The organism is Parapedobacter indicus (assembly GCF_900113765.1).
GTDB lineage: Bacteria > Bacteroidota > Bacteroidia > Sphingobacteriales > Sphingobacteriaceae > Parapedobacter > Parapedobacter indicus.
In genome coordinates this window covers 279,297-306,040 of sequence record NZ_FOQO01000001.1, presented here as the reverse complement: position 1 = coordinate 306,040, position 26,744 = coordinate 279,297, and the positions used below count along the sequence as shown (strand labels likewise).

The window sequence follows — 26,744 nt, the reverse complement described above, 5'->3', positions numbered from 1 at the left end:
ACAAAACTATGTACACCGGAATCAAACATTTACATTCGACATTGGCTTATGTTTTACTGGCTGGTCTGATCATTTCCATTCTGTATGCCCTTTTCGCTTACCTACAAAACAAAGGGTACAACCGTAAAATGGCACTTTTGGGGCTTATCTGTGCCCATGTTCAATTTATAGTCGGCCTCATCGCCTATTTTGTATCTCCTTATGGAATTAAAAATGCGTCCGGAGCCGCTATGAAAGATGGCATCGCTCGACTTTATTTCCTCGAACACCCCCTCACGATGCTGGTAGCTATCGTACTGATCACGATAGGCTATTCGAGGGCAAAAAAACTAGCTACACCCAAAAAGCAAAATGCCAGCGTCTTGATATTTTATATCATCGGGTTGATTTTAATTTTATCCCGGATTCCCTGGCATACCTGGCCGGGTAGCGTGGCGGGTTAAAACAGGGAAATACATGGACACTTCAAAGACCTAACAGCATTAAATAACTGTTAGGTTTTTTTATGAAATATTGTTACTTTTATTCGTGTATTTGCGAAACTCCAATTATAGTCGCTAACTGTATCCTATCTACTGTTGACCAGTCGGCAAGGTATTAATAAATTAAAGCAACAATTATGAAAACCGTTAAGCACATCCTCGACAATAAATCACCTGTTGTGTATTCGGTGACCCAAGATGTATCGGTATTGGAAGCATTAAAGATGATGATGGAAAAAAACATCAGCGCTTTGCTAGTCATTGAGAACGGCTTATTGCAGGGCATCTTTACGGAAAGGGATTATGCCCGTAAAATCATCCTGCAGGGGAAATCTTCCAAGGATACCCCCATGTATGAGGTGATGACCCACAACCCCCATACCATTACTCAGCATGAAGCCATCGATCATTGCATGAAACTCATGACCAGCCGTCATTTCCGGCACCTGCCGGTTGTCGACAATCACACAGTCATCGGCATGCTTTCCATCGGCGATCTGGTTAAATACATCATTGAAGACCAACAACAGACCATCAATCAACTAGAAAGTTACATCAACAGTTAGTCGGTCTTCAATCGCTTTACTTCATGATCCGAAATACTACGCGGAACACGATGAACCAGCCGAGGGCAAGCAGGATATTGGAAATGGCAGACAACAGTGCAGAGTCCTGTAAAAATCTGAGGAAGGTACCGGCCAATCCGATGGCTACGGCGATAGCCAATGTTACGTAATAATGGGTTTGATTTGCGTTGTTATCGGTTTTCCGTGGAGGTGTCTTTTCTAATGCAGTTGCCATATAAATAACATTTGCCGTCAAAGGTACAAAAAAATATATAATTAGTATCTTTGGAATCTCAAGTGGGTGTACGATAAAATCCTGAAAGGTTCTACGAAGTAATAGCACTTAGTGCTCACCGAATGTACCTGCGAAGCAAGCTTGAGTACCGTTAAAAACAAACAGGTAACGAAAAATCTGTCATGCGCCCGTTTCGAGTAACAATTACAGCAAATAACACCTCAAATAATGGCTTTACAAGAAAAAATAGACCAAGACATTAAGGCTGCCATGTTGGCCAAAGACAATACCCGGCTCCGCGGTTTACGTGCGATCAAGGCGGCCATTCTCCTGGCTAAAGCTGAGAAAGGGCCCGCGGAGGCACTCTCGGAAGATACCGAGGTTAAAGTTTTACAGAAACTGGCGAAACAACGAAAGGAGTCAGCCACGATCTACCAGGAGCAGAAACGTGACGATCTTTATCAGATTGAAATGGAAGAACTCGTAGTGATCGAGGGTTTTTTACCGAAGCAACTTAGCCGTGAAGAAGTTGAAAACATCGTTAACCAACTCATTTCTGAAACCGGCGCCACCGGCCCTAAAGACATGGGCAAGGTGATGGGGTTAGCAAACCAGAAACTCGCAGGAAAAGCAGACGGCAAAACGATTTCCGAAATTGCCAAAACCTTATTAACGGGAAATTAGTCAGCTTTCGGCCACCAGCTTCGGTAATCAGCTGATTGCCGAAGCTGGTGGCTGTTAAATCACCTTCCGGCTTCCGATTTCTTTATCGCGTTCATAGGTAGAAATATGGCGCTCTTTCTTACTTTCGAAGATATCGTCAATCGTGATCATGATGCCCGTTTCTTCCACGGTACCGAACTCTTCATTTTGGGCAGTACCAAACGTCTTCATGGTGGAGGAAAGATTCATATACGTATTAATTAAGGGCGGTATGTTTTCTCCCAATGCCCGTATCCGTCCGTTAAGTATCTTATACCCCTCTTTATATTCCTGTCCTTCAAAAAGTTGACGAAAATACGTGGTATCCCTGGAATAACCAAGCGGCCTGATCGGCCAAACCAACTGTTCGCTGTCTGGGAAATAATGATGCATGAAATAGATCAAAAGATCTCTCGCTTCCCGGTTGTAATGGGGATACATCGTTACCTTGCCAAACAGGTATTTGACATCGGGATTGAGTTTTACTACGGCACCTAATCCGTCCCACAGATTATCAAGCGAAAACAATCCCTTTCGATTATCCTTCCCCGGTTGGTATTTGGGTTGTACAAAAGACCGACCCAACTCGATCGTATACGGCAGGTATTCAGCAATGAATTTGGGTGAAAAATGGAAGTAGTGAGCAGTTGATAAATTGATTTCTCCGTGGCTGTTGGTGCCTACATCCTTACACTTGATCAACCTGTATCCTGCGATAATTTCCTCGTCTTCAGGGTTCCAGGCTATCAATTGATCATAGGCATCGGCACAGGTATCGTTTTCGTCCAAGTCCAGATCTAGCCCTGTTCCCCCTCCGGCTGCCCGAAACGTTAATTCCCTCAATCGTCCGATTTCCCGTACCGTATATGGTGCACTGTGGTGGTTAACCAGATAAATCTCATTATTTCCGTTGTTAGTATACCTGACAAACGCCTCTTGAGTAAGCTCCCTTTTTATGAAACTGCGGTCAACAGGTGCTATTATTTCTTGCATATAGTTAGTTTTCAGGGGCTAAGTTGTAAACCAATTGTTTCATATGCCCAGCCCACTCCTTTTCACTTTTGGAGGCGTCAAAATAAGTATAAGAAATTGGTTTTCCTATACATATAGTTACTTTTTTGTTTTTCTGTGCAAACATTTCATCCGGAAGATAAAACATTTCTACGTTCGCTTTGATGCCAATAAATTCCCTGAAACGGGCGAAGTTATAAAAAAAACGGGAATTTTTTCCATCGATGTAAACAGGTACAATATCTTTCTTGTATTTTTTTGCCTTGTTGATAAAACTCTTCTTCCATTCCAGATCTTCGATCTTGCTGTTACGTTTGCGGGACACCAAACCCGCAGGGAAAACCAACAAGGCATGGTCGAGCGCGTAGGCCTCTTCAATTTGTTCCATCGCTTTTCGGCCCTGTGTACCATGCTTATTTACTCCGACAAACAAAGGCTCCAGATTTTTGATATTCAACAGGATATCGTTTACAAGAAATTTAATATCCCTGCGGTACCTACCCAGCGCGTGCATAAATGCGATTCCGTCTAATCCGCCCAATGGATGATTAGACGCAAAGATAACGCCGCCCGAAAGCGGAATATTTTCTTCGCCGCGGAGCTCGACAACCACACCCAGTTCCGCAATCAATGCGTCCACAAAATCAAGTCCGTGCAGGTGTCCGATATTGGCCATTACCTGGTTGATATCCGCTTCATGCACAACCCGCTCGATATACCGTAGCAGAAAACGTGGTATCCATTTGAGGAGCTGGGGGTTTTTCCCACGAATCACCTCCCTGATAATGATATATTTGTCTTTATCTTCCAAAACAATCTATACAATGATCCGTCTTATACCTGACAGTTGCCGCACCGTATCCAGCGATCAGCAGCCAAAAGTAGTAAAAGTTAGCGTATTGTCATTCCTTTGTTTAACTACCTTCAAATGTTTAACTACCTCCAAAAATCAATCAATATGTAAAAAAAAAGCAAAATAGTCGTGGTTATCAACAAAACCGATTAATTTTGACAAGATTAAACGATCGGGCGTTTTATTCGTTTAATAAATAAGAGCTGGGGAGAAACAGGCATGAACATCCATCAAGTCATTACAGACAGCAATTATGCGATTAATCCAACGGATAGTATCCGTTATACGCTTGACAAGATGGCCGACCTCCGCTTGACGCAGCTGCCAGTAGTGAAAAACGGGGCATTCCTTGGATCGGTATCCTATGAAACCCTCGCCGGCTTGGCAAATACCGATCAGCGTATTGATCGTGCCGATATTGTCTATCAACAAATCTATATTTACAGCACGCAGCACATCTTTGATGCCCTGCTTTTTTTCCAGATTTACCAACTTGATCTACTGGTAGTAGTCGACGAACATCACACCTACTTGGGAGCTATTACGCCGCTGGAATTAATAAATACATTAAGTCAAACCATGTCTATTCATCAACCAGGGGGCATTATTGTGCTGGAAATGGGACAACGCGATAACGCGCTTTCACACATTGCCCATATCGTCGAATCGGACAACGCACAGATCCTGAACTCCTATGTACAAACTTTTTCGGATTCCTCCCGGTTGGAGGTCACCATCAAAATCAATAAATCCAATATTTCATCTATCGTGTCTTCCTTTTTACGGCATGATTATACGGTTAAGGCTACGTACAACGACGAAAGTAGCCGCGACAACTCCCGTGACCGCTATGAGCAATTGATGAACTATATCAATATGTAATCTGATGAAGATAGCAGTTTATGGCCGGGAATTCCAATCTTCAGTTATTCCCTACGTGCAACACTTATTTGATTTATTAATTGCCAAAGACGCGGAACTATGGATATACGAAGATTTTCAGCAATTCCTGCGGCAGCAAGTTGCTCTTTCGGAAGAACTTCGCAGTTACTCCAGCCGCCGTCAGTTGCCCGATGATATTGGATTTATGCTAAGCCTAGGTGGCGATGGAACGATGTTGGCGGCCGTGTCTATCGTGGGCGATTCGGGTATTCCGGTAGCGGGTGTTAATTTTGGCAGGCTTGGTTTTTTGGCTGATATCAATAAAGATGCCATCGATTCAGCCATCGACGCGATTTTTCAAGGGGAATACAGCATCCAAAAGCGGACATTGCTAACGGTACGATCTGAGCAAATCCCCCTTTTTAACGGCAGTCCTTTTGCATTAAACGATATCACACTGTTCAAGAGTGACAGTTCGGCGATGATTACGGTTAACGCATACCTTAATGGTGAATTACTGAACGCTTATTGGGCAGATGGAATTATTGTAGCCACGCCCACCGGCTCCACCGCCTATTCATTAAGCTGTGGTGGTCCCATTATTGTGCCCGGCAGCGGTAATTTCGTTATTACACCCATATCGCCGCATAACCTCAATGTGAGACCGGTTGTCATTTCAGACGATATGGAGCTCGACCTAGAAATCGAAAGCCGAAGCGGTAAATTTCTGCTGTCCTGCGATTCGCAGACAACTTCTGTTTCTACAGATATCCGGTTAAAAATCAGCCAGGCCCATTACCAGGTAAACCTCCTACGGTTGAAAAATTACCGTTACTTTTCCAACTTGCGCAATAAGTTGCTTTGGGGTCTTGATGCACGGAATTATTAGTTATGCTTCGAGGACTTGTAACGCTATTCATCGCTTTCCAATTCGTGAATGCCCACGCACAGGAGTGGGAATTTGGATTACAGGGCGGATCCTCGGGCTACATGGGAGATCTTAATCCGGAAACTCCCTTCGCCTTCAACGATTGGGCTGCTGGGGCTTTCATTAAATACAATCTTAATCATACGTGGGGCATTCGGGGAAACTTTGCACATGCGAATACGTTCGCATATGACGGATATTCGAGTAACCAGCAACGCAAGAATCGAAATCTTGGTTTTTTTGGAGCGATCAACGAAGCCGCACTATTGGTTGATTTTAATTTCTTTAAATGGCTGCCTCAACGCGGGAGGATTGTCTATACACCGTATATTTTTGCTGGGATTGGAGGCATTCAATTTAATCCAAAGTGGTATCGGCCACCTATCGCCGGTGCATCCCCACAAAAAGTGAATCTCCGTCCGGTTCAAACGGAATACCACATGAATGACAACCCCCATCCCTATGCGGAATACGCCATTTCCATCCCGTTCGGAGCGGGGTTCAAGTACAACCTAAGGGGGCTCTGGTCAATAGGCATTGAATTAGCATACCGATTGACATTGACAGATTACCTGGACGATGTCAGTGGAAACTATCCTATTCATCCTAATCAGATTACGCCTTATTTACCAGGTGACTTAACCCTGGACGACTGGCAGTACCTGACTTACCGCCGCGCCGCATCGGCTCTCCCTGGATCCCAACGCGGCGACGGTCGCCCTTACGACTCGTTCATGACCGTGGGTATCACCCTTTCTTACACCATCTTTAAAGGAGGATGTCCGGAATGGCAGTAAGTCCTCAAAAATATCTTACATTTGCACCAAATTCAGATGGATATCAAGGAAAGGATTGATAAGACACGGTTGCCCCAGCATGTAGCCATAATCATGGATGGCAACGGACGATGGGCTAAAGAGCGCGGTAAACTGCGGGTATTTGGCCATAAAAATGGCGTAGCAGCCGTGCGGGATACGGTGGAAGGTGCGGTGGAAATAGGTATTAGTTACCTCACACTTTATGCGTTTTCTACAGAAAATTGGAACCGCCCGAAGCTGGAAGTCTCAGCCTTAATGGAACTTTTGGTTAAGACCATCAACAAAGAAACCAAAACGCTGATGGAAAACGGAGTAAAACTCCATGCCATTGGCAACCTGGATCAGCTGCCTGCCAAATGCTGCGATCAGCTTCATGAAACCATGCAAAAGACGGCAGATAATACGAATTGCACGCTGACGTTAGCGCTAAGTTACAGCGCCCGCTGGGAAATTACCGAAGCAGCACGGCAGTTGGCCTTGCAAGTCCAATCGGGCGAAATCACTCCAAACGACATCGATGAAAATCGCTTTGCACAGCAGCTTTCAACCCGCGGTATGCCCGACCCCGAACTGATGATCCGCACCAGCGGTGAACAGCGGATCAGCAATTATCTCCTGTGGCAACTGGCATATGCCGAATTATATTTTACGGATAAACTATGGCCGGAATTTAGAAGAACCGACTTGTTTGAGGCGCTCCTAGCCTATCAACAACGCGAACGCCGATTCGGGTTAACAAGCGAACAATTATCAAAATAACCTTTTAACAAAAATTAACAACTGTTTGACGTACTTTAGCGGCAATAAATTAGATAGATGAAGCGAATACTCTTTTTTGTACTCATTACCATATTAGCGGCAGAGACCACCGTAGCCCAGCAACGCGGTGTACGTGTGGGTGATTCGGACGAATTCAGTTACCTTAACCCTCAGAATTACATCATTGGGGGGATAACGGTCAGCGGCACCGAATACCTCGACAATGATGTGCTTATTACCATTTCCAAATTGGTTGTGGGCTCACGAATTGAGGTACCAAGCGATGCAACGTCAAGCGTAGTGAAAAATCTGATGGATCAAGGGCTGTTTGACGAAGTGGAGCTTTATGCAGATGCGGTAAAAGGAGATTCCATTTTTTTCAATATCCACGTCGTAGAACGCCCCCGCCTCACGCGGATCGACATTGAAGGGCTCAACAAAACCCAAACCGAGGAAGTACGCAAGAAGCTCAATGAAAACACCGGCAAAATCGTCAATGAAAACCTGATGAATACCACACGGAATACCATTACCCGTTACTTAAGTGAAAAGGGGTATCTGTATCCCGAAATCACGATGGCCCCGGTAAAGGATTCCGCTCAGGTAAACAACCAAATTTTGGTAGTCAATGTAGATAAAAACCGGAAAGTGCGTGCGCACCGTATCAATTTCACGGGCAACGAAGATTTCTCGCAACGCCAGCTACGCAAGTTTTTCAAGGGCGTGAGGCAGCGTACCTGGTGGCGGATCACCGGACCAGGGAAATTTAAAGAAGAGAAGTACAAAGAAGCCAAAGAAAAGCTCATTGCCAAAATGCATGAGCGCGGTTACCGGGATGCCGAAATTCTCCGGGACACATTTTACAAGTACAATAACCGCAACGTTATTGTCGATATCGATCTCTATGAAGGATCTAAATATTATTTTGGCAACATTACGTGGCAAGGCAATGCGAAGTATACCGATTCCGTGCTAAATATCATCCTCGGCATCCAAAAGGGCGAGGTGTTCAGTGAGGAAAAACTGAACACCAAATTGATGGGTCCTACTCGCAACAGTGACGACGTTTCTTCCCTGTACCTAAACGACGGTTATCTAACCTTTACGGTAGACCCGGTACAGACCAAGATCTATAACGATACCATCGATTTGGACCTACGCATTTATGAAGGTGCTCAGTTCACGGTGAACAATATCATTCTGAAGGGCAACGATGTGACCAATGACAGGGTACTGCTTCGTTCCATCCACACCAAACCCGGACAAAAATTTTCGAAAGAGTTGTTGATGCGGAGCACGCGGGAAATCGCGCAGCTCGGCAATTTTGACGAACAGAAAACCAATCCGGTCCCCACAAATCTTAACCACTCAGAAGGAACGGTTGATATCGAATACAACGTGGTAGAAAAACCTTCCGACCAAGTGGAGCTTTCTGGCGGATTTGGTGCCGGGCAGGTCATCGGTACACTGGGGCTTTCGTTCAACAACTTCTCAACCCGTAATCTTTTCGATAAAAGTGCTTGGAAACCGCTGCCGAGAGGGGACGGGCAGAAGCTAAGCCTCCGCGGACAAACCAGCGGTAAACGGTACCAATCGTACAGCTTCTCGTTCTCTGAACCGTGGTTAGGTGGCAAGAAGCCGATTTATTTCGGGGTAAGCGCGTATACGTCTTCTTCTTCGTTCGGTGGGTTCGATTACTGGACCGGACGCCAGATAGCAGCCGATGAGGATCTGAACCGCATCTGGATGAACGGGGTGACCGTCAGTTTAGGTAAACGTCTGCAATGGCCGGACAACTGGTTCCAGGTAAACTACTCGCTGGGATTCCAGCAATATAAATTACAGAACTATCCGGGGTTCCTGTTTGAAAACGGAACTTCCTACAACATCAACCTTACACAGGAAATCAGCCGTAACTCGGTGGATGCTCCCATTTATCCGACGTCGGGATCGCACATACGGCTCACCATCCAGGTGACCCCACCCTATTCGTCATTTAATAACGTCAACTACCCCACTGCGCCCAATGAGGAACGGTACAAATGGACAGAATACCACAAATGGAAATTTGACTCGCAATGGTATACTCGGATTGCCGGTAAGCTCGTATTGAAAGCACAAGCTCAATTCGGCTTTTTGGGTTCATACAACCGTGTAACCGGACAATCTGCCTTTGAGCGCTTCAAACTGGGTGGAGATGGCATGATGGGCTTCGATTTCCTACAGGGCTCGGAAATCATTGCCATGCGGGGTTATGCAAACGGAATGGTCATTCCCGACGGAGCAGATGTCAACATCGCTCGCAATTCGGGGAGTCCTATCTACAACAAATACCAGCTGGAACTCCGGCACCCGGTTATGCTGAATGACCAAGCGACGGTATTCGTGTTAGCCTTTGCTGAAGGGGGTAATACCTGGAATAATTTCCGCGACTTTAATCCGTTTAAAGTTCGTCGTTCGGTGGGCGTGGGTGCTCGTATCTTCTTACCAATCTTCGGATTGTTGGGAATTGACTACGGTCACGCATTTGATCCAATCCCGGGTGTACAATCCAACCAATGGCGGCAGAACTTCACGTTCAGCATCATGCAGCAAATGGGTGGATTTAACTAATTAATAAAAAAATGGAATTACTTTTGCAGCGATATTCCAAGTACCAAAGACATAATTAAAATGAATATGAAAAAAATAATAGGTGTGATCGCATTGTCCATAGTGGCTTCGTCAGCGACATTTGCCCAACGGTTTGCCTATGTGGATACAGAGTACATTCTCAAACATATACCCGAATACCTTGCAGCCCAAAAACAATTGGATGCACTTTCTGTACAATGGCAGGAAGAAGTGGACAACCGGTTTGCCGATATCGAAAAGCTTTATAAGGCGTACCAAGAAGATCAGGTATTATTGAGTGAGGAAATGCGCCGGAAGCGGGAAGATGAAATTGTATTGAAAGAACAAGAAGCTAAAGAATTTCAACGGCAGAAGTTTGGCTTTGAAGGAGACCTTTTCGAAGAACGTATAAAACTGATCCAACCGATACAAGATCGGGTAGCTCAAGCGATTCAGACCATCGCGACGGATCAGAGTTTGGATATCGTTCTTGACAAGGGCAGTGAAGTTACTTTTCTCTATGCTAACCCAAAATTAGATAAAAGCAATGATGTCATTACACGATTGGGATACAAACCCGATCCGTCACTTGCAGAAAATTGATTCGTTTTGTATCATTGCGCTGTTTTTGAAAAAAGTAAAAGTAAAACATAAAAACTCTATAATTCACCAAGTAGGGGAACAGCCCCACAAACAAGAAAAATCAAAATGAATAGCATGAAAAATTTGTTAAAAGGTGTAGGGATGGTTGCGGTGCTGTTTTTATCAACCGGACTCGTAAGTGCGCAGCAAAAAATCGGCCATGTCAATTCGAATGACATCATTCAAGCCATGCCTGAATTCAAAACTGCGCAAACCGAATTTGAAAATCTTCAAAAAACCAAGGAAGGCGAATTGCAGCAAATGGGAACGGAGCATGATAAAAAACTGACCGAAGCTCAAAGCTTATCACGTAACCGGAGTGAAGCCAATAAGGATTCGATAGACGCCAAATTGCAACAATTGGGCACGGAAATTCAGGAAATTCAGCGCCGTATCCAAGAAGTTCAGCAAGTTGCCCAACAGGAACTGCAGACCAAGCAAGAACAATTGTTTGCACCGATATTCCAAAAAGCAAATACCGCGGTGCAAAGTGTTGCCAAAGAAAAAGGATATGCATACGTGTTTGACATTGCCAACTCGGCCATTCCTTATTTTGCAGGTGGCGATGACCTTACGGCCGATGTAAAGACGAAACTAGGCATCAGTGCTTCCACTCCTGCTGCTACCCCAGCAAATCCGTAAAAAATCACGATAAGAACATAACAGGCTGTCTCGTTGTACGCTTCAACTAGACAGCCTTTTTAATTGTTGGAGGAGGTACCTCCTTGTCTTAACCCAGCGCCAATCAGTCAGCTTAACTAAACCCTATATAAAATGCCAGCCCACCCCCAAAAGGTACATAAAGGGTACGGAAGGGGTGCATATAGGGAGCGGATGCGGTACGTATGCATAGGCTATCCTATGCCTCATACTTGGTTAATTAAAGTACTACTAGCTCTTCAACAACCACTTGCCCGACGTGTTCATTCATACGCCCAATGATTTGCGAACGCATCAGTAAAAGTTCATGTTTAATCACTGACGATTCTACTTTTACAAATAGCTTTTTATCACGGATATAGAGTTGTTTGGTACGGTTGGCAATTGCGTTTCCCATTAATTGCGGCCAGGCAGCTATTAATGAAGTTTCATCAAATTTGCGCCGTAACTTATAGACATCGAGCATTTTTTCGATCGCTTCCTTGATGGTGATATCATTACCCCTGCCGTTCATGTCCGTTCGAATTATGTGACAGTACCGCGATTGATCGTAAAAACCCGCACCTGTCGGTTTATTTCTTCAAAGATACGATTTATCCGGGCGGCATCCGTATCCGTAAGAAATATCTGTCCAAAATCATCCGCAGACACCATTTGCATCAGTTTACGCGTACGATTTTCATCCAGCTTATCAAAGATATCATCCAGTAGCAGCAGGGGTTTAAACCCTTTCTGCCGATGCAGGAAACTATATTGTGCTAGCTTCAACGCGATCAGGAAGGACTTCTGCTGTCCTTGGGAACCGAACTTTTTGAGCGGCATGTCTTGGTGGATGGAAAACTGCAGATCGTCTTTGTGGATTCCCACAGTAGTGCGCTCCAACGCCCTGTCCCGGTCCAAGTGATGCCTCAGCAACTCTGTAAAGCTTCCGTTCATCAATTGAGATTCGTAAGCCAAGGACACGTTTTCTGCTGTTTCGGTCAGAAAGAGGTAATGCCTATTAAACTCAGGAATAAAGGCCTCCATAAAAGCTTGCCGTTTCTCAAAGATCGGCACGCCTAACTCCACGAGCTGGGCATCGAGCACCTCCAACAGCCCTTTGTCCAGCACTCCGCCCCTGGCGGCCTGCTTCAACAGGCTGTTCCGCTGCACAAGACCACGGTTGTAAGCAATTAACCGATCGAGGTAATGAGGGTCGGTCTGCGAAATTACGTTGTCGACAAAACGGCGACGTTCCTCGCTCCCATCGGTTACAATCGTCGAATCATTGGGTGAGATCATCACCAATGGAAAGTGGCCGATATGATCAGCAAGGCGCGGGTACTCTTTCTTGTTCCTCTTAAATTGCTTTTTTTGGTTGCGTTTGAGGCTACAGGCAACAACATCGGTCTGGTCGTCTTTGTCAAACTCCCCTTGCACCATAAACCAATCTTCTCCCTGTTTAATCTGCTGAGAATCTACCGGATTGAAATAACTTTTACACAGCGAAAGGTAATGGATGGCATCTAGCAGGTTGGTTTTTCCCGCTCCATTAGCCCCTGTAAACGCATTTACCTCACGGGCAAATTGGAGTGTGGCCTCGGTATAGTTTTTGAAATTAAGAGCAGACAATGATTTCAGCCACATACCTGCAAAGGTAAGGTTTTTACTGGCTATTCGGCAGACGACTTGATTTCTTCAAATTCAACAAATTCTCCTGCCTTTTTCGCTCCTTTGGTTTGATTTTTTGGAGGAACGTAATCGATGCGTATCTTACCATCCGGCTGGCGCTGCCCAGCATTGCGGTGCGGTGCATTCCGGTGTTGATGCTGTTGTTGTGCATCGCCCATTACTTTTTGAGCCATCTTACGCATTGCCCATGGAAAGACAAGCCGAAAGACCAAACGCACTAGCCATAAGACGGTGATTGCTATAAATAAAAACTTCAGTAATCCCATACGTACACAAACATAAACAAAAAAAAAGATAAGATTATTGCTTGTAAAGGTTTTTTTGCCAACTTTAACGATCCGCTGACAATAATCATTGCCCCTACTTAACAGCGTCTTCTCTTGATCTGCCCTTGGCTTTCAGGATCGCTTGTTGGAACTCCACTTGCCGCTGTGTACCGATGATGTACACCAATCCGTCCCGGTCAGTCAGCCACACGGCATCTTTGCCACCTGCATAAAACTTAATCCTTCCTTTTTGGTGCAGGTTATACACTGGATTGTTAATAAAAAATTTACTGTAAGGTTTACACTCAACTTTGACAATGCTATTCAGGTCAATTTTGACCAAACGAGTAGTCCATAAGCCACTCAACTTTATACTTCCTTGTTCCACCGCGATCCGGTACTGAAGCATGTACATCATCACGATGGAAACAAATATGATGGCGCTTCCCACCAGTAGAAATAACTGACTTTCGCTTTCCCGTTCAATATTGATGTAGTAAGCGACAAAACAAAACAACGCCAAAACCAATCGCACGCTCACCCAACCGCGGTCGCGACCTAAGTATTGATTTTCGATGTATATCGGTTTTTCTCCCATGGTCTAAATGCAGGCTAATGTAAGCACTTTTTTCGTTTTGCCCGTAATTTTATAACGATCATCCATCCGATAGGGAACTACCCAGAGAATATCGCCATTGCCGTTTACCACGATTGGGACCCTATGCTTGCGGTAAACCGGAATTTTAAGCGAAATGAATAGATCACTTAGTTTTTTATGTCCTTTCATCCCCAAGGGTTGGAACATGTCTGCTTTCCTCCACGACCGAATACGCAGCGGAAATATGATTTTATGTGCATCAAATTGCCCGATATGAGATGCTGTTTCGACCTCCGTATGGGAAGATAAATGAAATTTGAAGTTGTATTCACCCCATTGCACACGGGTTTCCCCTTTTTCAAGCAGAACGGTCTCCTCATACACTGCCTTTTTTGACGTGAGTACCACTTCTTCACGGTCTATATACAACACATGCGAGGGTGACACAAATTGCTTCCCCGGTGTCCCTCCTAAACTGCTAGCCAGATCGCTCAATACCGCTTCCGTAAACCCGAAGGGTTTAAATAGTTCGTACAACAAGAATTGCTGTGGATCCAAGGATGCCAAACCAACAACGGGAATATGCCATTCCCCTTCGGCGCGCTCACTGAACAGTTGCGTTCTTAGGTGTTCGATGTAGCGTTGCAGTACTACGTAGGCATCGGAAAAATGAGCCATATTCTTTGTTAGGGTCTCCTCGAGGTCCGGATTAAGTTCCTTCAACTTGGGAATGACTTCCATGCGGATTTTGTTGCGGGCATATTTGGTGGAAAAATTGGATGCGTCGTCCCGGTATTCCAATCCGTGTTGCTGCACATATGCGGTGATTTCTGCAGCATTCAGGAAAAGCATGGGGCGGATAATGCGGCCGCGCTTGGGTCGAATACCTTGTAAACCTGCCAGCCCGGTACCTCGCACGAGGTTAAATATCAAGGTTTCCACATGATCATTGCGATGTTGAGCTACTGCAATATAGTCATAGTCTTGCGATACACAGATGGTTTCAAACCAAGCATACCGTAATTCGCGGGCGGCCATTTGAATGGAAATCCCCTCCTGACGGGCATACAATACCGTATCAAACCGCGTTACATAAAAAGGCACGTCCAGCGTCTTTGCGAGCTGATACACCAAGGCTTCGTCGGCCTCGGATTCTTCTCCTCTCAGCCCAAAGTTGCAATGCGCAATCCCCACCGCATAGCCCGATTCCACAAACAGCCGTGTCATCATGACCGAATCTTTGCCGCCACTCACGGCCAATAGCAACCGCTGATGCGGTTGGCACAATGCTTGTTCATGGAGATACTGGATAAATCGCTCCGCTACGCTCATATGGCCAAAGGTACGTGTTATCCAACAAAAAAATCCATCCATATAAAGCGCATTTTATCTAAGTTTGCTCCTGTGAAGAAAAGCCTGCTGTTCATATACCTTTCGATGTTGGTTTACGCTTCCCTGTATGCACAGCAACGGGACGAATTGAGGCTCATTTCCTCTTCACACAGCCGTCTCAATGCCTCCACCGGAAACATGATGAATTACCGCCCGGTATATGAACACCACGGATCCACCTTATCGGCCGACAGCGGCTATGTGTACAGTGATGACGAGGAAAAGCAATATTTCGACGCTTTCGGCAAAGTGATCATCACCCAGCCCAACGGCACGGTCATTTTTGCCGATAAGCTCCACTATGTAGCGGAGACCCAATTAGCCACGCTCACCAACAATGTCCGCATGGTGGATGGAAATTCGACATTGACTACCAACCATCTTACATACAACATGAAAAACGGGGTAGGCACCTATAGGGACGGTGGCCGGATTTTAAACACGACCGATACCATCACCAGCCGGAACGCCACCTATTTCGACAATACCAAGGATGCCTATTTTCGTTACGACGTGGTGGTGCGTACACCGGATGTTAACATATACACCGACACCATGCGGTATAACTCCGCGACGAAAGTTACCTATTTCTATGGTCCCACGAATATAAAGGGAAATGAGGGTGAGAATCTTTACACCGAACGGGGCGAGTACAACACCGAAACGGAACAAGCCTGGTTTGACCGTAACAATCTATATACTTCGGGAAGCCGTTTTCTGCGGGGCGACAGCTTGTTCTACAATGGACAAACCGGTAATGGGCGTGCGATTGATAATGTGGTATTCATCGATACGGCCGACCAGTTTTTTGCATACGGTGGTATGGGCTTATACCACCGGGTTGATGAATCCATCACCATGACTCGAAACCCATTAGTCATGACCGTTACGCGCAACGATAGCACGTCCAGGGATACCACGACCGCCAACTTGCCCCCCCCTCGTGATCACGTTTCTGCTGACAGTCTGACCGGCAATTCACCTTCCCTGGATAGCTTAGAACGGCCATCTGCCAATCGACCTGCGGTCGATACGATCTATATGACAGCGGATACATTGTTTTCCCAAGTCATCCCATTAAAGGATTACATCCCCAAGGTGTTCGAACTCGATCGGGAAGGTGGGGCGCTGGATGAATATGAAGACGAGGATTATGGTGAGCCTTTTGATGACATGGCCATGCCAGTGGACAGCCTGCTGGACCTGCCTCAAGATTCGGTGAGCAGTGAGCCGGATTCGTTAGCCAATACTCCATCCGCGCTGCCGGATAGCGCCAAAGCCCAAGCAGACACTCGCGTTTCAGCTATTTCCCCTCCGCCGGCTGAAATTTCTCCTCCGACCGACTCTGCGCTGCTTAAGACCCATCTTAAACGAGTGCAGGCCGTACCCTTGCAGACGCAATCGCACGATGCATTAGCACGTAATCTTGCGGCCGACAGTGTGCTGCGTGCCCAGTCCGTCATCCCCACCGGCAGCGAGGTAGACAGCCTCATGGCCGGTGCCGTAGCGGCTATTTCCCATCGTCCTGCTGATACCATAACGATGGATTCACTCGCCAGTGACACGGCCCGGACACGTATCGTCAAAGCCTACTACAATGTAAGACTGTTCAAGTCGGATCTGCAGGCCGTAGCCGACTCCGTATACTATGGGTATCCCGATTCGATGATGCGTTTTTTCGGCAGGCCGATGATTTGGGCGCAGGGCTCTCAAATGACTGCCGATACCATCTACATGCAGATCCGCAAGGAACAGTTGGATAACCTGCTGTTGGTGAACCATGCATTTATGGTAAATACCCAATTGGATTCAAGCAAATACAATCAGATCAAAGGCAGACGAATTACGGGATTCTTTAAAGACAACGCATTGGAGCGGATGTTTATTGATGGAAATGCGGAAAGCATCTACTACATCGTTGATGAAAAACGGAAAATCTACACAGATATGTACCATAGCCGTAGCAGCCGCATCAAGATATTGGTCGACAGCAACCAAATTACGCACTTCATCCCGATCCGGAGTATCGACGGCAAGGTATATCCCCTGAATCTTGTTCCCCAAGAAGAGGAGGTATTGGAAGGGTTTGTATGGAAACCCGGCGACCGCCCCACATCCAAAGAAGATCTGCTTATGCGCCGCAGGCCACCTGCCGGTGGGGATACCGAACTCCCAGCTGATACAACCGAAACACCCGGTCAGCCGATTCAGGAAGTTGAGCCTGATTCATTGGAGTCTGTCGATAAAACCTCGGCTAAGCATTGGCAACAGGCGCCACGGCACCTCACATTCGTTCGTGCAACCAGTTGGGCAGCCATCGGTAGAGCCAGGCGACGATACGCCAGCGTGCAGTAATGTAAACGACATTCCGGCGTCTGCACAAGCCACGGTAGATTTGCCTGGCGGCTTTCGGCAGCGGCGACACCCAAAAGCGGGCCGGCGATTTAGCTGCCGGTGTATCGACAAAACCGGGGCAGATATCGGTAATAACAATACCGGTTTGTTCTTTACGAGCCTTCTGCCGTAATCCCTGCAAATAGATGACTTGATAGGCTTTGGTGGCACTGTAAGCCGGCGCTTGCCGACTGCCCCGCATACCTGCTACCGAAGTAATCGCAGCCAATTGGCCATGCCCCTGTCTTTTAAAATAGTTAAATGCCCAATCAGCTAGGCATGTAAAGGCCGCTACATTTAATGCAATCATCCGGTGCTCCGTATCAAAGTCCAACGAAGGGTTCACGTCTCCGCCGCCTGCGCTAATTACAACCAAATCTACACCATCCATGTCGATTGCGAGCTCCTCCAGGTTTGCCACAGCATTGCCTGTATCCGTCACATCAAAAGACCGCAACCGGTATTGCTCGGGACTGGTAACCGCCAACGATACAAGAAGTTCCTCCCTACGTCCTGTGATTCCAACGGTATGGCCTTCAGCAACCAAAAGTTCGGCTAAAGCACGTCCAATCCCCGATGTGGCCCCGATAATCATGATCTTCTTGCGTTCCATCCTACCTATGTCCCTTTTCTTTTGGAGGTAAAGGTACTAGTTTCCTGCCAAAGGATTTCGCCATCCAATTTTCATTTGCTACCTTTGTATAGAGTAGCGCTTTCTCACCTTTCGTTTTTGCTTGCTTACTCGTTCGCAAAATCATCGAATATGCTCGTTAGTTGTTACCAAATCAAAGTTTAATTTAAAGTTCATCAATGGGAAGATCACAAGAAACATTCAACAAAAAAGAAAACGCAAAGAAAAAATTACAGAAACAAAAAGAAAAAGTGCAACGCCGTGAAGAAAGGCGGAACGCTGCGGCATCCAGCAAAGGAAAAAGTTTGGATGAGATGTTGGCGTATGTAGATGAAAATGGAAACATCACTGCTACACCGCCGGATCCGAATAGACTTAAGCCTGTATCCGCTGACGAGATTTTGATCAGCACCCCAAAATTGGAAGACACGGAAGAAGGTGACGGAACACGCAAAGGTCGTGTAGCTTACTTCAATGATTCCAAGGGATATGGCTTTATTTCCGACGCGCAAAGCGGAGAACGCATATTTGTCCATATTAACGACCTGACCGAACCCATTGCGGAAGAAGACCGTGTAGAGTTTATCGTATCCAAGGGACCTAAAGGCCTGCAAGCCACTTCAGTAAAAAAGATTTCCTGACCAATCCTTTATAACGCTATGTCATTTAATTTGCAAGGCGCAAGAGCTTTGATATCTTGCGCATTTGCAAACATCAGTGACACTAAATTCAGCATGGGAATTCCCAAGATGCCCATACCTTCCATGTAAGTAAAAGAACGCTTTGGGATGATTACTGTATGCAAGATAAGCCAGTAGGTTTGGAGAGGCAATACCTAGTTGTAGGTATTTTTAAACAAATACCAGGGATCGCTTGTTGATTTTACAGGAAATAATCAAAAAGACGACAAGCGATGATACAAGAAAAATTTAGGAATTGCATCGATGCATGTTACCATTGCGCGGACGCATGCGATCACTGTGCAACCGCATGCCTTCAAGAAGATCACGTAAATGCGATGGTTACCTGCATCCACTTAGACCGATTTTGCGCGGAGGCATGCCGGATGGCGGCTTCCTTTATGGCCAAAACCAGTGGAATTGGTCACGACGGTTACGTCATTCAGCTCTGTAAGCTGTGCGCACAGATTTGCGACGATTGTGCTAGTGAATGTGAAAAACACAATATGGACCATTGCCGAGCATGCGCCGAGGCGTGTAGACGCTGTGCCGAAGCATGCAGGCAAATGGAAGCCGCGTAGTTAGCCCCAGGCGTCTTTAAATCCATGGGCCTGCAGTACATCCTGGGGCACGCCGTCCCACACTCCCGGCCGATTACCCACATAACCGATATCCTTCACGCCCAGCTCGCTGGTAAAAAATCCAGAAGCCGTCAGGTTGCGCATTAGGCTGAAAAAGGCCACTCCTTGCCGCATCTCCGGCTTAGCCTTAGCCGGATACGCGATCTCGTCTACTAATTCCAACTGTTGCGATTCCCTGCATTCCGTAAATACCTGGCCATAGCGTCGCTGGCATTGTACGTCCAGCCATTTCAGTCCGCCACGCATCGGGGTCTGATATGCGGGAATATCCTTGACCATAAACTCGATAAAGGCGGGAACACCTGCATCCGTTGCACCGCCCGAAACACCGTCGGCCGGAATGATGATATCCGCCACCACCCCGATAGTAGCAAGTTCGTGATCGGTAAAAAACGTTTCACCTGCCAGTTTCCCGTTACGCACATGCTCCCAATCCTGTACACCGGGCAGCTTCTCCGCACCTTTTGCAGCCGTTTCTTTCCCCGTCTTGCTTTGCGGCCCACACCCGTCCAGCAATAGGGCACCCCCAGCAGCTGCCAACCCCAGCGCCTTGAGTGAATCTCTTCTGTTCATAGTTATCTATTCTATTTGCCGTTAGTCTGTTAGATATTCAGTTTGTTGCGCTGTTGCAGGATATGGTCCGCCGTTCGCATTGACAGCGCCAAGATCGTCCAGGTAAGGTTCTTGTCCCCCTGTTGCACAAACGGACCCGCATCCACCACAAAAAGGTTCCGGCAGTCATGCGATTGACTCCATTTGTTCAGCACCGATTTCTTCGGGTCATCGCCCATCCGGGTGGTTCCCCCTTCGTGGATGATCTTCCCCGGTGCTTCCAGCCCGTATTTAGTCTCCGGTCCCGGCATGGGCGAAGCAACGACAGCGCCCATCTCGTGTAGGATCTCCCGAAAAGTCTCCTGCATATGCCTGGCCTGTTCCACTTCCTCATTTGCCCATTTATAATGGAATCTCAATACCGGAATCCCATACTTATCCACCCGGGAGGGGTCAATCTCGCAATAGTTATCATAACGCGCCAGTGCCGTACCCCTGCCTGCCATTCCCACGCTCGCACCGTAAAACCGGCGATAATCTTCCTTCAGCGATACACCGTACCCCCCCTGTTCTCGCTGTTTCCCATCTTTGGTCGGGACCAGGTGATTTACATTCGGCACCCAGTCTGTGAATCCATAAGACGGCATCCGCATACCGCCACCGTACTCGATGTGGTAGCCCCGCGGAAAATTCAGCTTACTGTTATCGCCCCACCACGGCGAGTAGATATGCACGCTCCCCACCCCATCTTCGTTATACCGCTTCCGGTCAAGCAGCTGTGGCAGGAAACCACCGGCGCTGGCGCCTGTGGAGTCGTGCAAGTAGCGCCCTACCAAGCCACTACTGTTACCCAGCCCGCCGGGATGGGCGGCCGAATGAGAGTTCAACAACAGCCGTGCGCTCTCGCAGGCGCTGGCACCCAGGATTACCGTCTTGCCCCGCACTGTATATTCCTGAAGATCCTTCGTGTTTACGTAAGACACTCCGGTAGCCAGCCCTTCGTCGTTGGTCAGCACCTCCCTTACCATCGCATTGTCTATAACCGTTAGGTTACCTGTCTTCATCGCTGGTATCACCAGACATGAAGAAGACGAAAAGTCGCCGTATACCCGGCATGCTCTGCCGCATTGACCACAGTAGAAGCAGGTACCCCTGCCCTCCACACCTGGCAATGCTTCAGTAAGCACCGAACCACGCCCTGCGATCACCGGTACACCCGCTTTTTCGGCACCTCGGCGGATATATAGCTCATTCAGACGCGGCTTTGGCGGTTTCAAGAAAATTCCATCCGGCTCATTGTGAATCCCCTCCACCGTACCGTAGATTCCGATCATTCGGTCCACGCGGTCGTAATAGGGTTTTAATTCCTCATAACTGATAGGCCACGGATCGGTGACTCCGTCTTTCGGTTTAAAATCATCAGGGCCCATCCGCAAGGAGATACGGCCCCAGTGATTCGTCCGTCCTCCCAGCATCCGCGCGCGGAACCAATCGAATTCCGTGCCTGCCGCTCGTGTATACGGCTCGCCATCCAGTTCCCAGCCGCCATAGGCAGCATCGAAATCGCCGAAAGGACGGACTGTGCTCGCCCCACGCCGCGGCGACTCCCACGGCCACCGCAATTGCATCGTGTCTTTGGCCGGGTCGAAAAACGGTCCCGCTTCCAGCATCAGTACCTTCAGCCCCGCATTGGCAAGCACATAGCCTGCCATGCCCCCTCCTGCTCCTGAACCTACGACCACCGCGTCGTACACCTCTGGATTTTCTTTGATTTGATAAGAAATCATTCTTCTAGGGTCTATGTATTTTAGTTATTGTTTAGTCTGATAGCAGATGAACATGTTCATTGAAGGCTATCATGGGCCAAATATATAATTTTTATTGACAATGGCATTAAATAATAGCTAAAACGATTATACCATTGCACCGGGTAAAATCAGCAAGTGCTTGCGTAAATATGCACGCAGTCTAATAAGTTGTCCGTAGGAATTCGGCCAGTTTGGCCACCGCAATCGCGCGATGGCTGATGGCATTCTTTTCTGCACCGCTCATTTGTGCAAACGTCCGGCTATGCCCACGAGGTGTAAACAATGGATCGTACCCGAAGCCACCTTCACCCTGTCGTTCAAAACCGATTTTACCGTCGACAGTCCCCTCGAAAAAATACTCCGCCTCTCCAATGCGCAGTGATATGACTGTACGAAACCGCGCATGCCGATCCGTATGATCCGCCAACCGCTGCAGCAGTAAATCGATGTTTTTTTCCATGTCCCGCGTACCAGAATAACGGGCCGAGTAGACCCCCGGCTCATTGTCCAACGCCTGCACCTCAAGTCCGGAATCGTCCGCAAAACAGTTGTATCCGTATTTACCGTAAATGTAGCCGCTTTTCTGCGAAGCATTTGCCTGGAAGGTATCCCCCGTCTCTGGGATATCATCGGCACAATCGATATCCGCCAGTGTCAGGATACGGAACCGATTGCCGACGACGGCCTGTACTTCCTCAAGTTTATGAAGATTATTTGTCGCAAAAACTAACTCAATCATCCCAATAACGTCTTTAGCGTTGTCCAAAATAACCGTTTCTTTTCGGCATCCACCAACATCTCATCAAATGAATAGGTCTTGAAAACAGTTAGACCATCCGATTCATCCCACGGCAAAGATGCTCCCAATGCAACGACTACCTTGGGATTGAAAAAAGCCAATAGATGGGATTTCTCTGGAATTTCTGATAGTTTTCCAACATTCAGCAAAGCGATATCATCCGTCGACAATTTCAACGCTGCCAAGGTTTTGGTAAATGCGTCCAGCGCCGCAGCCGACATCCATTCGTACTGGGTTTCATGTGTTAAAAACAACAGATTTCGCTTGTTCCCGCCGTGATAAGCAAACTGAAGCGATGTATTGGGAGTCGCTGTGGGGACAGCCGCCTCCTGATCGGGCCCATCCGCCCCCGGCTCCTCGATACCGAAAATCGTTTCTGTCATCAGGTAGCGAAGCGCCGTCGGATCAGTCGTATGTAAGGAAAAACCGTTCATTCTCTCTTCTACTGACCTAATATCCACGCAAATATCAACGGAGCCACGATCGTAGCATCGGACTCGACGATGTATTTAGGTGTGTTGATATCCAGTTTTCCCCAGGTAATTTTCTCATTAGGTACGGCTCCAGAATAAGACCCGTAAGACGTTGTCGAATCGGAAATCTGACAGAAGTACGCCCAAAAGGGCACGTCATGCCATTCCAGATCCTGATACATCATGGGTACGACACAAATTGGAAAATCTCCGGCGATTCCGCCACCTATCTGGAAGAATCCTACACCTTTCCCCCCAGAATTAGCTCGGTACCACTCGGTCAGATATACCATGTATTCGATGCCACTCTTTACCGTTGACGCTTTCAGCTCGCCTTTGATCACGTACGACGTAAAGATGTTACCGGTCGTTGAATCTTCCCATCCCGGCACCACGATCGGAATGTTTTTTTCAGCGGCCGCTACTATCCAGGAATTTTTAGGATCGATTTCATAATATTGTTCCAATTCGCCTGATCGTACGACTTGATATAAAAATTCATGGGGAAAATACCGTTCACCACGCTCCTCGGCATCACGCCATACTTTTACAAGATGCGACTGTAAGCGGCGGAAGGCCTCCTCTTCGGGGATGCAAGTATCTGTGACCCGGTTGTAATGATTCTCCAACAGGTCCCACTCCTCTTGCGGACTGAGGTCGCGGTAATGAGGTACACGTTTATAATGTGAGTGGGCAACGAGGTTCATGACATCCTCTTCCAGATTTGCGCCCGTACAGCTGATAATAGCCACTTTATCCTGGCGGATCATCTCCGCCAGTGAAATTCCCAGTTCGGCCGTACTCATCGCACCGGCCAAAGAAACCAACATCTTCCCGCCTTCATCCAGATGTGTTTCGTATCCTTTCGCAGCGTCCACCAATGCGGCTGCGTTGAAATGCAGGTAGTTTCTTTCAATAAATTGAGATATTGGACCTCTTGTTTTGCTCATTGCTTCGTTGTACTTGATTTTGCCTACAAAGGTAGGGTTTTAAGTACGAAGTTAGAAGCACGAAGTAGTGATCATACGATCCATTGTTCGCAGGTTTTCAGGAATGCCGTATCCACATCGGCTCCAATACCGGGCTCATCGGGCACGGAGATATGATATCCTGCGTATTGGACACCGCCCGACACGGGATTTTCGAGATGGCCAATCAAGCAAGTATCCAGATCAAAAAAGCGAACATTGGATGCGGCATAGGCAAAATGTACCGCTGCCGACAGCGCAATACGGCTTTCCAGCATTCCGCCAATCATGCAGGGAATCCCATAATCGCCAGCAACCTGTTGTATGCGCAAAGCCTCAGCAATCCCTCCCGACTTCGAGAACTTGATGTTCACAAAGTCGCAGGCATCCTGTACGGCTAATCGCGAGGCATCTCGGTGGTCATAGCAACTTTCGTCGGCCATAAGCGGGATGGTTGTCTCTTTGCGCAGCTGCGGTAGCAAATGGTCGTTATAACTGCGCATGGGTTGCTCACAAAACTGGATATCAAAAGCCTGCAACCCCTGCAATGCCTGCACCGCATCGTCATACGTCCAACCCTGGTTGGCATCCACCCGGATCGTTGTTTCTGAGCCAACAGCATCTCGGATGGCGCTGATGCGCGCAATGTCAGTATCCGGAGCCTTACCTAATTTCACTTTCAGGACTTCAGCACCCTGCTTTTTAAAGGTCACTGCCTTTGCTGCCATCTCATCGGGCGAGCCGATACCGATGGTGATATCGGTAGCAATGGGACGGGGTGTTCCCCCGAGGTACCTGTACAGCGGAAGCGCCGCGGCTTTGGCGGCCAGATCGTGTAATGCCATATCAAAAGCACTTTTGGCCGTTGTATTCCTTGCGATATAGGTATCAAGTTCAGTGAGTCTGCCTGTTAAGTCCAATGGATTTTTCCCCTTCCAAAGCCGGGCGAAGTCTTGAGCGAGGACCAAGCAGGTATCCTGCGTTTCTCCCACAATCATGGGAAAGGCCGAACACTCGCCCACTCCGTAAATACCGCTGTCGGTATGGATACGTATAAATACATTCTGGGCATAATCCATCGTCCCTGTGGCGATGACAAACGGCTCCATACGAATGCTGAAGCGGTAAATTTCGGTATGCGTGATATTCATTTTTTCGAAAATAGCAAAAAAAAGCCGCCATACAACTATGGCGGCAACGAAAATAATGAATCAAACTACAATTTCTCTCCGTGCTGGCTAATATCCAGCCCTATTTCTTCGTCCGCTGCAGACACCCGCAATTTGGTTATGGAATCTGTGATTTTGAGAATAGCAAATGCCATGATAAAGGTGAAGACCACGGCTCCGATCAACCCGACAACATGCGCCGTGAACAGTCCGGTTTCACCAAAGAAAAGACCGTCTGTAGTAACCACACCGTTAATGGTTTTGGTAGCAAACACACCCGTCAGAATCATGCCTACCATCCCGCCCACACCATGGCTGGGAAAAACATCCAACGTATCGTCTACACGCGAGTGAGTACGCCATTCGACAACCAGTCTGCTGATGATGGAAGCGACCACCCCAATAATTAGCGAATGAGGTACCGTTACAAAACCCGCGGCAGGCGTAATGGCAACCAAACCAACCACCACCCCGATACAAACACCCATGGCAGTGGGTTTCTTGCCCCTTGCGGCATCAAAAAAAATCCAGGCCAGCGCTGCGGCACCCGATGCCGTACTGGTGGTAGCCAACGCGGTGGCCGCAAGTTCATTTGCGCCAAATGCCGAACCGGCGTTAAAACCAAACCAACCAAACCAGAGAAATCCGGTACCCAAAATCACATAGGAAATCCGCGCCGGGTCATGCCCTCCGTTTGCATTGCCCTGTTTAAGATATAATGCCGAAGCCAATGCCGTAACGCCGGCCGACATATGCACAACGGTGCCGCCGGCAAAATCAAGTACCCCCATACCGGCCAGTAACCCGTCGGGATGCCAAGTAGCATGCGCTAGCGGCGCATAAATAAAAATAAAGAACAGACAAAGGAACAAAACATAGGAGGTAAATCGAATCCGCTCCGCGAATGCACCGGTAATCAAAGCCGGTGTGATGATGGCAAATTTCAGCTGATACATCGCAAACAATACAAACGGAACCGTTGGCGCGCCGGGCCAATTCGGACCACCAATAACGCCGTTGAACATGAAATAAGTAGCCGGATTGCCGATAATGCCGCCGATCGACTCACCAAAAACCAAACTAAACCCGAACACTACCCAAATAACTGCAACAACAGCCATACAGATGAAACTCTGCAGCATGGTTGAAATCACATTTTTCTTTTTGACCATACCTCCATAAAAAAAAGCCAGCCCAGGGGTCATAATCAAAACCAAGGCGGTAGAAGTCAACATCCAAGCAATATCTGCGGTATCATACTCATTGTCTCCTTCAATCGGAATCCCAGGAAAAAATAGCGCAAATAACACCACAACCATCAATAAAATAAACGGAATAGTAGATTTTTTCGAATACATTTGATTAATTATTAATAATTTTGGTGCTAAATTAACTATACACCATCATTTTATCAATTTTTTATCCATTTATTTTAATAAAAATTCAAAAACACTACACATTTAATCAAAAAAACATAATTATACACACTAAAAACCAATAACAAACTATAAAATAACGTTAAAACAAAATAAATAACCAACACACACAACT

The 26,744-nt window shown here is 47.1% G+C and carries 29 protein-coding genes; 13 read left to right on the top strand and 16 right to left on the bottom strand.

Annotated features, from left to right (window positions below; all coding sequences use genetic code 11):
- The first annotated feature begins 8 nt into the window (after nucleotides 1–8).
- A complete protein-coding gene (locus BMZ56_RS01215) occupies nucleotides 9–443 on the top strand; it encodes a hypothetical protein (protein ID WP_177194997.1) in 435 nt (144 codons plus the stop codon).
- 176 nt (nucleotides 444–619) lie between these two features.
- Nucleotides 620–1,048, top strand: coding sequence for a CBS domain-containing protein (locus BMZ56_RS01210; protein WP_090622965.1), 429 nt, complete (start codon nucleotides 620–622; stop codon nucleotides 1,046–1,048).
- 16 nt (nucleotides 1,049–1,064) lie between these two features.
- Here the strand turns inward: BMZ56_RS01210 and BMZ56_RS01205 are convergent, their stop codons facing one another.
- The gene (locus tag BMZ56_RS01205; protein WP_090622961.1) at nucleotides 1,065–1,283 is read right to left on the bottom strand and encodes a hypothetical protein; all 219 of its coding nucleotides are present in this window, start codon (nucleotides 1,281–1,283) and stop codon (nucleotides 1,065–1,067) included.
- Between the two features lie 228 nt (nucleotides 1,284–1,511).
- Between BMZ56_RS01205 and BMZ56_RS01200 the strand changes: the two genes are divergently transcribed.
- Nucleotides 1,512–1,967 carry a GatB/YqeY domain-containing protein gene (locus tag BMZ56_RS01200; RefSeq protein ID WP_090622958.1) on the top strand — a complete coding sequence of 152 codons (456 nt, stop codon included), beginning with the start codon at nucleotides 1,512–1,514 and terminating at the stop codon, nucleotides 1,965–1,967.
- Between the two features lie 54 nt (nucleotides 1,968–2,021).
- Here the strand turns inward: BMZ56_RS01200 and glsB are convergent, their stop codons facing one another.
- Both glsB and glsA read right to left on the bottom strand, forming a co-directional pair.
- Nucleotides 2,022–2,978 carry a glycine N(alpha)-acyltransferase GlsB gene (glsB, locus tag BMZ56_RS01195; RefSeq protein ID WP_090622954.1) on the bottom strand — a complete coding sequence of 319 codons (957 nt, stop codon included), beginning with the start codon at nucleotides 2,976–2,978 and terminating at the stop codon, nucleotides 2,022–2,024.
- Nucleotides 2,979–2,982: 4 nt separating this feature from the next.
- Nucleotides 2,983–3,807: a lyso-glycine lipid O-acyltransferase GlsA gene (gene glsA, locus BMZ56_RS01190; protein ID WP_245893026.1), complete on the bottom strand. Its 825-nt coding sequence runs from the start codon at nucleotides 3,805–3,807 to the stop codon at nucleotides 2,983–2,985.
- A 261-nt stretch (nucleotides 3,808–4,068) separates the two neighbouring features.
- On the opposite strand from glsA, the gene BMZ56_RS01185 reads away from it, so the two are divergent.
- From BMZ56_RS01185 to BMZ56_RS01155, 7 genes are all read left to right on the top strand, one after another.
- Nucleotides 4,069–4,731 (top strand): CBS domain-containing protein, encoded by a 663-nt coding sequence (locus BMZ56_RS01185; RefSeq protein WP_090622946.1) that lies wholly within the window; start codon nucleotides 4,069–4,071, stop codon nucleotides 4,729–4,731.
- A 4-nt stretch (nucleotides 4,732–4,735) separates the two neighbouring features.
- Complete coding sequence (locus BMZ56_RS01180; RefSeq protein ID WP_090622943.1) at nucleotides 4,736–5,620, top strand: NAD kinase; 885 nt, start codon at nucleotides 4,736–4,738, stop codon at nucleotides 5,618–5,620.
- Nucleotides 5,621–5,622: 2 nt separating this feature from the next.
- Nucleotides 5,623–6,456, top strand: coding sequence for a type IX secretion system protein PorG (gene porG, locus BMZ56_RS01175; protein WP_090622939.1), 834 nt, complete (start codon nucleotides 5,623–5,625; stop codon nucleotides 6,454–6,456).
- 36 nt (nucleotides 6,457–6,492) lie between these two features.
- A complete protein-coding gene (gene uppS / locus BMZ56_RS01170; RefSeq protein ID WP_090622935.1) occupies nucleotides 6,493–7,236 on the top strand; it encodes an undecaprenyl pyrophosphate synthase in 744 nt (247 codons plus the stop codon).
- Nucleotides 7,237–7,293: 57 nt separating this feature from the next.
- The gene (gene bamA / locus BMZ56_RS01165; RefSeq protein WP_090622930.1) at nucleotides 7,294–9,849 is read left to right on the top strand and encodes an outer membrane protein assembly factor BamA; all 2,556 of its coding nucleotides are present in this window, start codon (nucleotides 7,294–7,296) and stop codon (nucleotides 9,847–9,849) included.
- Nucleotides 9,850–9,915: 66 nt separating this feature from the next.
- Entirely contained in the window at nucleotides 9,916–10,452 is a 537-nt protein-coding gene (locus tag BMZ56_RS01160; protein ID WP_090624395.1) for an OmpH/Skp family outer membrane protein, read from the top strand.
- A 114-nt stretch (nucleotides 10,453–10,566) separates the two neighbouring features.
- Entirely contained in the window at nucleotides 10,567–11,133 is a 567-nt protein-coding gene (locus BMZ56_RS01155; RefSeq protein ID WP_090622927.1) for an OmpH/Skp family outer membrane protein, read from the top strand.
- 238 nt (nucleotides 11,134–11,371) lie between these two features.
- Here BMZ56_RS01155 and BMZ56_RS01150 read toward each other — a convergent pair whose 3' ends face one another.
- The 5 genes from BMZ56_RS01150 to tilS all read right to left on the bottom strand — a co-directional run bounded on the left by BMZ56_RS01150 (nucleotide 11,372) and on the right by tilS (nucleotide 15,060).
- The gene (locus tag BMZ56_RS01150; RefSeq protein ID WP_090622924.1) at nucleotides 11,372–11,665 is read right to left on the bottom strand and encodes a DciA family protein; all 294 of its coding nucleotides are present in this window, start codon (nucleotides 11,663–11,665) and stop codon (nucleotides 11,372–11,374) included.
- A gap of 11 nt (nucleotides 11,666–11,676) precedes the next feature.
- Complete coding sequence (recF, locus tag BMZ56_RS01145; RefSeq protein ID WP_090622920.1) at nucleotides 11,677–12,777, bottom strand: DNA replication/repair protein RecF; 1,101 nt, start codon at nucleotides 12,775–12,777, stop codon at nucleotides 11,677–11,679.
- A gap of 26 nt (nucleotides 12,778–12,803) precedes the next feature.
- The gene (locus BMZ56_RS01140; RefSeq protein WP_090622916.1) at nucleotides 12,804–13,088 is read right to left on the bottom strand and encodes a DUF4834 family protein; all 285 of its coding nucleotides are present in this window, start codon (nucleotides 13,086–13,088) and stop codon (nucleotides 12,804–12,806) included.
- 94 nt (nucleotides 13,089–13,182) lie between these two features.
- On the bottom strand, nucleotides 13,183–13,686 hold the full coding sequence (locus tag BMZ56_RS01135; protein WP_090622912.1) for a hypothetical protein: 504 nt from the start codon (nucleotides 13,684–13,686) through the stop codon (nucleotides 13,183–13,185).
- Nucleotides 13,687–13,689: 3 nt separating this feature from the next.
- Nucleotides 13,690–15,060, bottom strand: coding sequence for a tRNA lysidine(34) synthetase TilS (gene tilS / locus BMZ56_RS01130; protein ID WP_090622909.1), 1,371 nt, complete (start codon nucleotides 15,058–15,060; stop codon nucleotides 13,690–13,692).
- A gap of 30 nt (nucleotides 15,061–15,090) precedes the next feature.
- On the opposite strand from tilS, the gene BMZ56_RS01125 reads away from it, so the two are divergent.
- The gene (locus BMZ56_RS01125) at nucleotides 15,091–17,433 is read left to right on the top strand and encodes an OstA-like protein (RefSeq protein ID WP_177194996.1); all 2,343 of its coding nucleotides are present in this window, start codon (nucleotides 15,091–15,093) and stop codon (nucleotides 17,431–17,433) included.
- Here BMZ56_RS01125 and BMZ56_RS01120 read toward each other — a convergent pair.
- The gene (locus BMZ56_RS01120; RefSeq protein ID WP_090622901.1) at nucleotides 17,363–18,085 is read right to left on the bottom strand and encodes an SDR family NAD(P)-dependent oxidoreductase; all 723 of its coding nucleotides are present in this window, start codon (nucleotides 18,083–18,085) and stop codon (nucleotides 17,363–17,365) included. The genes BMZ56_RS01125 and BMZ56_RS01120 overlap by 71 nt on opposite strands.
- 197 nt (nucleotides 18,086–18,282) lie before the next feature.
- Between BMZ56_RS01120 and BMZ56_RS01115 the strand changes: the two genes are divergently transcribed.
- Both BMZ56_RS01115 and BMZ56_RS26075 read left to right on the top strand, forming a co-directional pair.
- Complete coding sequence (locus BMZ56_RS01115) at nucleotides 18,283–18,744, top strand: cold-shock protein (protein WP_090622898.1); 462 nt, start codon at nucleotides 18,283–18,285, stop codon at nucleotides 18,742–18,744.
- A gap of 272 nt (nucleotides 18,745–19,016) precedes the next feature.
- A complete protein-coding gene (locus tag BMZ56_RS26075) occupies nucleotides 19,017–19,364 on the top strand; it encodes a four-helix bundle copper-binding protein (RefSeq protein ID WP_090622893.1) in 348 nt (115 codons plus the stop codon).
- Here BMZ56_RS26075 and BMZ56_RS01105 read toward each other — a convergent pair whose 3' ends face one another.
- The 7 genes from BMZ56_RS01105 to BMZ56_RS01075 form a co-directional block, all read right to left on the bottom strand.
- A complete protein-coding gene (locus tag BMZ56_RS01105; RefSeq protein WP_090622891.1) occupies nucleotides 19,365–19,997 on the bottom strand; it encodes a gluconate 2-dehydrogenase subunit 3 family protein in 633 nt (210 codons plus the stop codon).
- A gap of 29 nt (nucleotides 19,998–20,026) precedes the next feature.
- Complete coding sequence (locus BMZ56_RS01100; protein WP_090622889.1) at nucleotides 20,027–21,763, bottom strand: GMC family oxidoreductase; 1,737 nt, start codon at nucleotides 21,761–21,763, stop codon at nucleotides 20,027–20,029.
- 181 nt (nucleotides 21,764–21,944) lie between these two features.
- The gene (rdgB, locus tag BMZ56_RS01095; protein WP_090622885.1) at nucleotides 21,945–22,523 is read right to left on the bottom strand and encodes an RdgB/HAM1 family non-canonical purine NTP pyrophosphatase; all 579 of its coding nucleotides are present in this window, start codon (nucleotides 22,521–22,523) and stop codon (nucleotides 21,945–21,947) included.
- Nucleotides 22,520–23,017, bottom strand: coding sequence for a hypothetical protein (locus BMZ56_RS01090; protein ID WP_090622882.1), 498 nt, complete (start codon nucleotides 23,015–23,017; stop codon nucleotides 22,520–22,522). The genes rdgB and BMZ56_RS01090 overlap by 4 nt, the downstream gene beginning before the upstream one ends.
- A gap of 8 nt (nucleotides 23,018–23,025) precedes the next feature.
- Nucleotides 23,026–24,006: a deoxyhypusine synthase family protein gene (locus BMZ56_RS01085; protein WP_090622878.1), complete on the bottom strand. Its 981-nt coding sequence runs from the start codon at nucleotides 24,004–24,006 to the stop codon at nucleotides 23,026–23,028.
- A 71-nt stretch (nucleotides 24,007–24,077) separates the two neighbouring features.
- The gene (locus BMZ56_RS01080; RefSeq protein WP_090622874.1) at nucleotides 24,078–25,175 is read right to left on the bottom strand and encodes a mandelate racemase/muconate lactonizing enzyme family protein; all 1,098 of its coding nucleotides are present in this window, start codon (nucleotides 25,173–25,175) and stop codon (nucleotides 24,078–24,080) included.
- 65 nt (nucleotides 25,176–25,240) lie between these two features.
- Nucleotides 25,241–26,551 (bottom strand): ammonium transporter, encoded by a 1,311-nt coding sequence (locus tag BMZ56_RS01075; protein ID WP_090622871.1) that lies wholly within the window; start codon nucleotides 26,549–26,551, stop codon nucleotides 25,241–25,243.
- Nucleotides 26,552–26,744 lie beyond the last annotated feature (193 nt).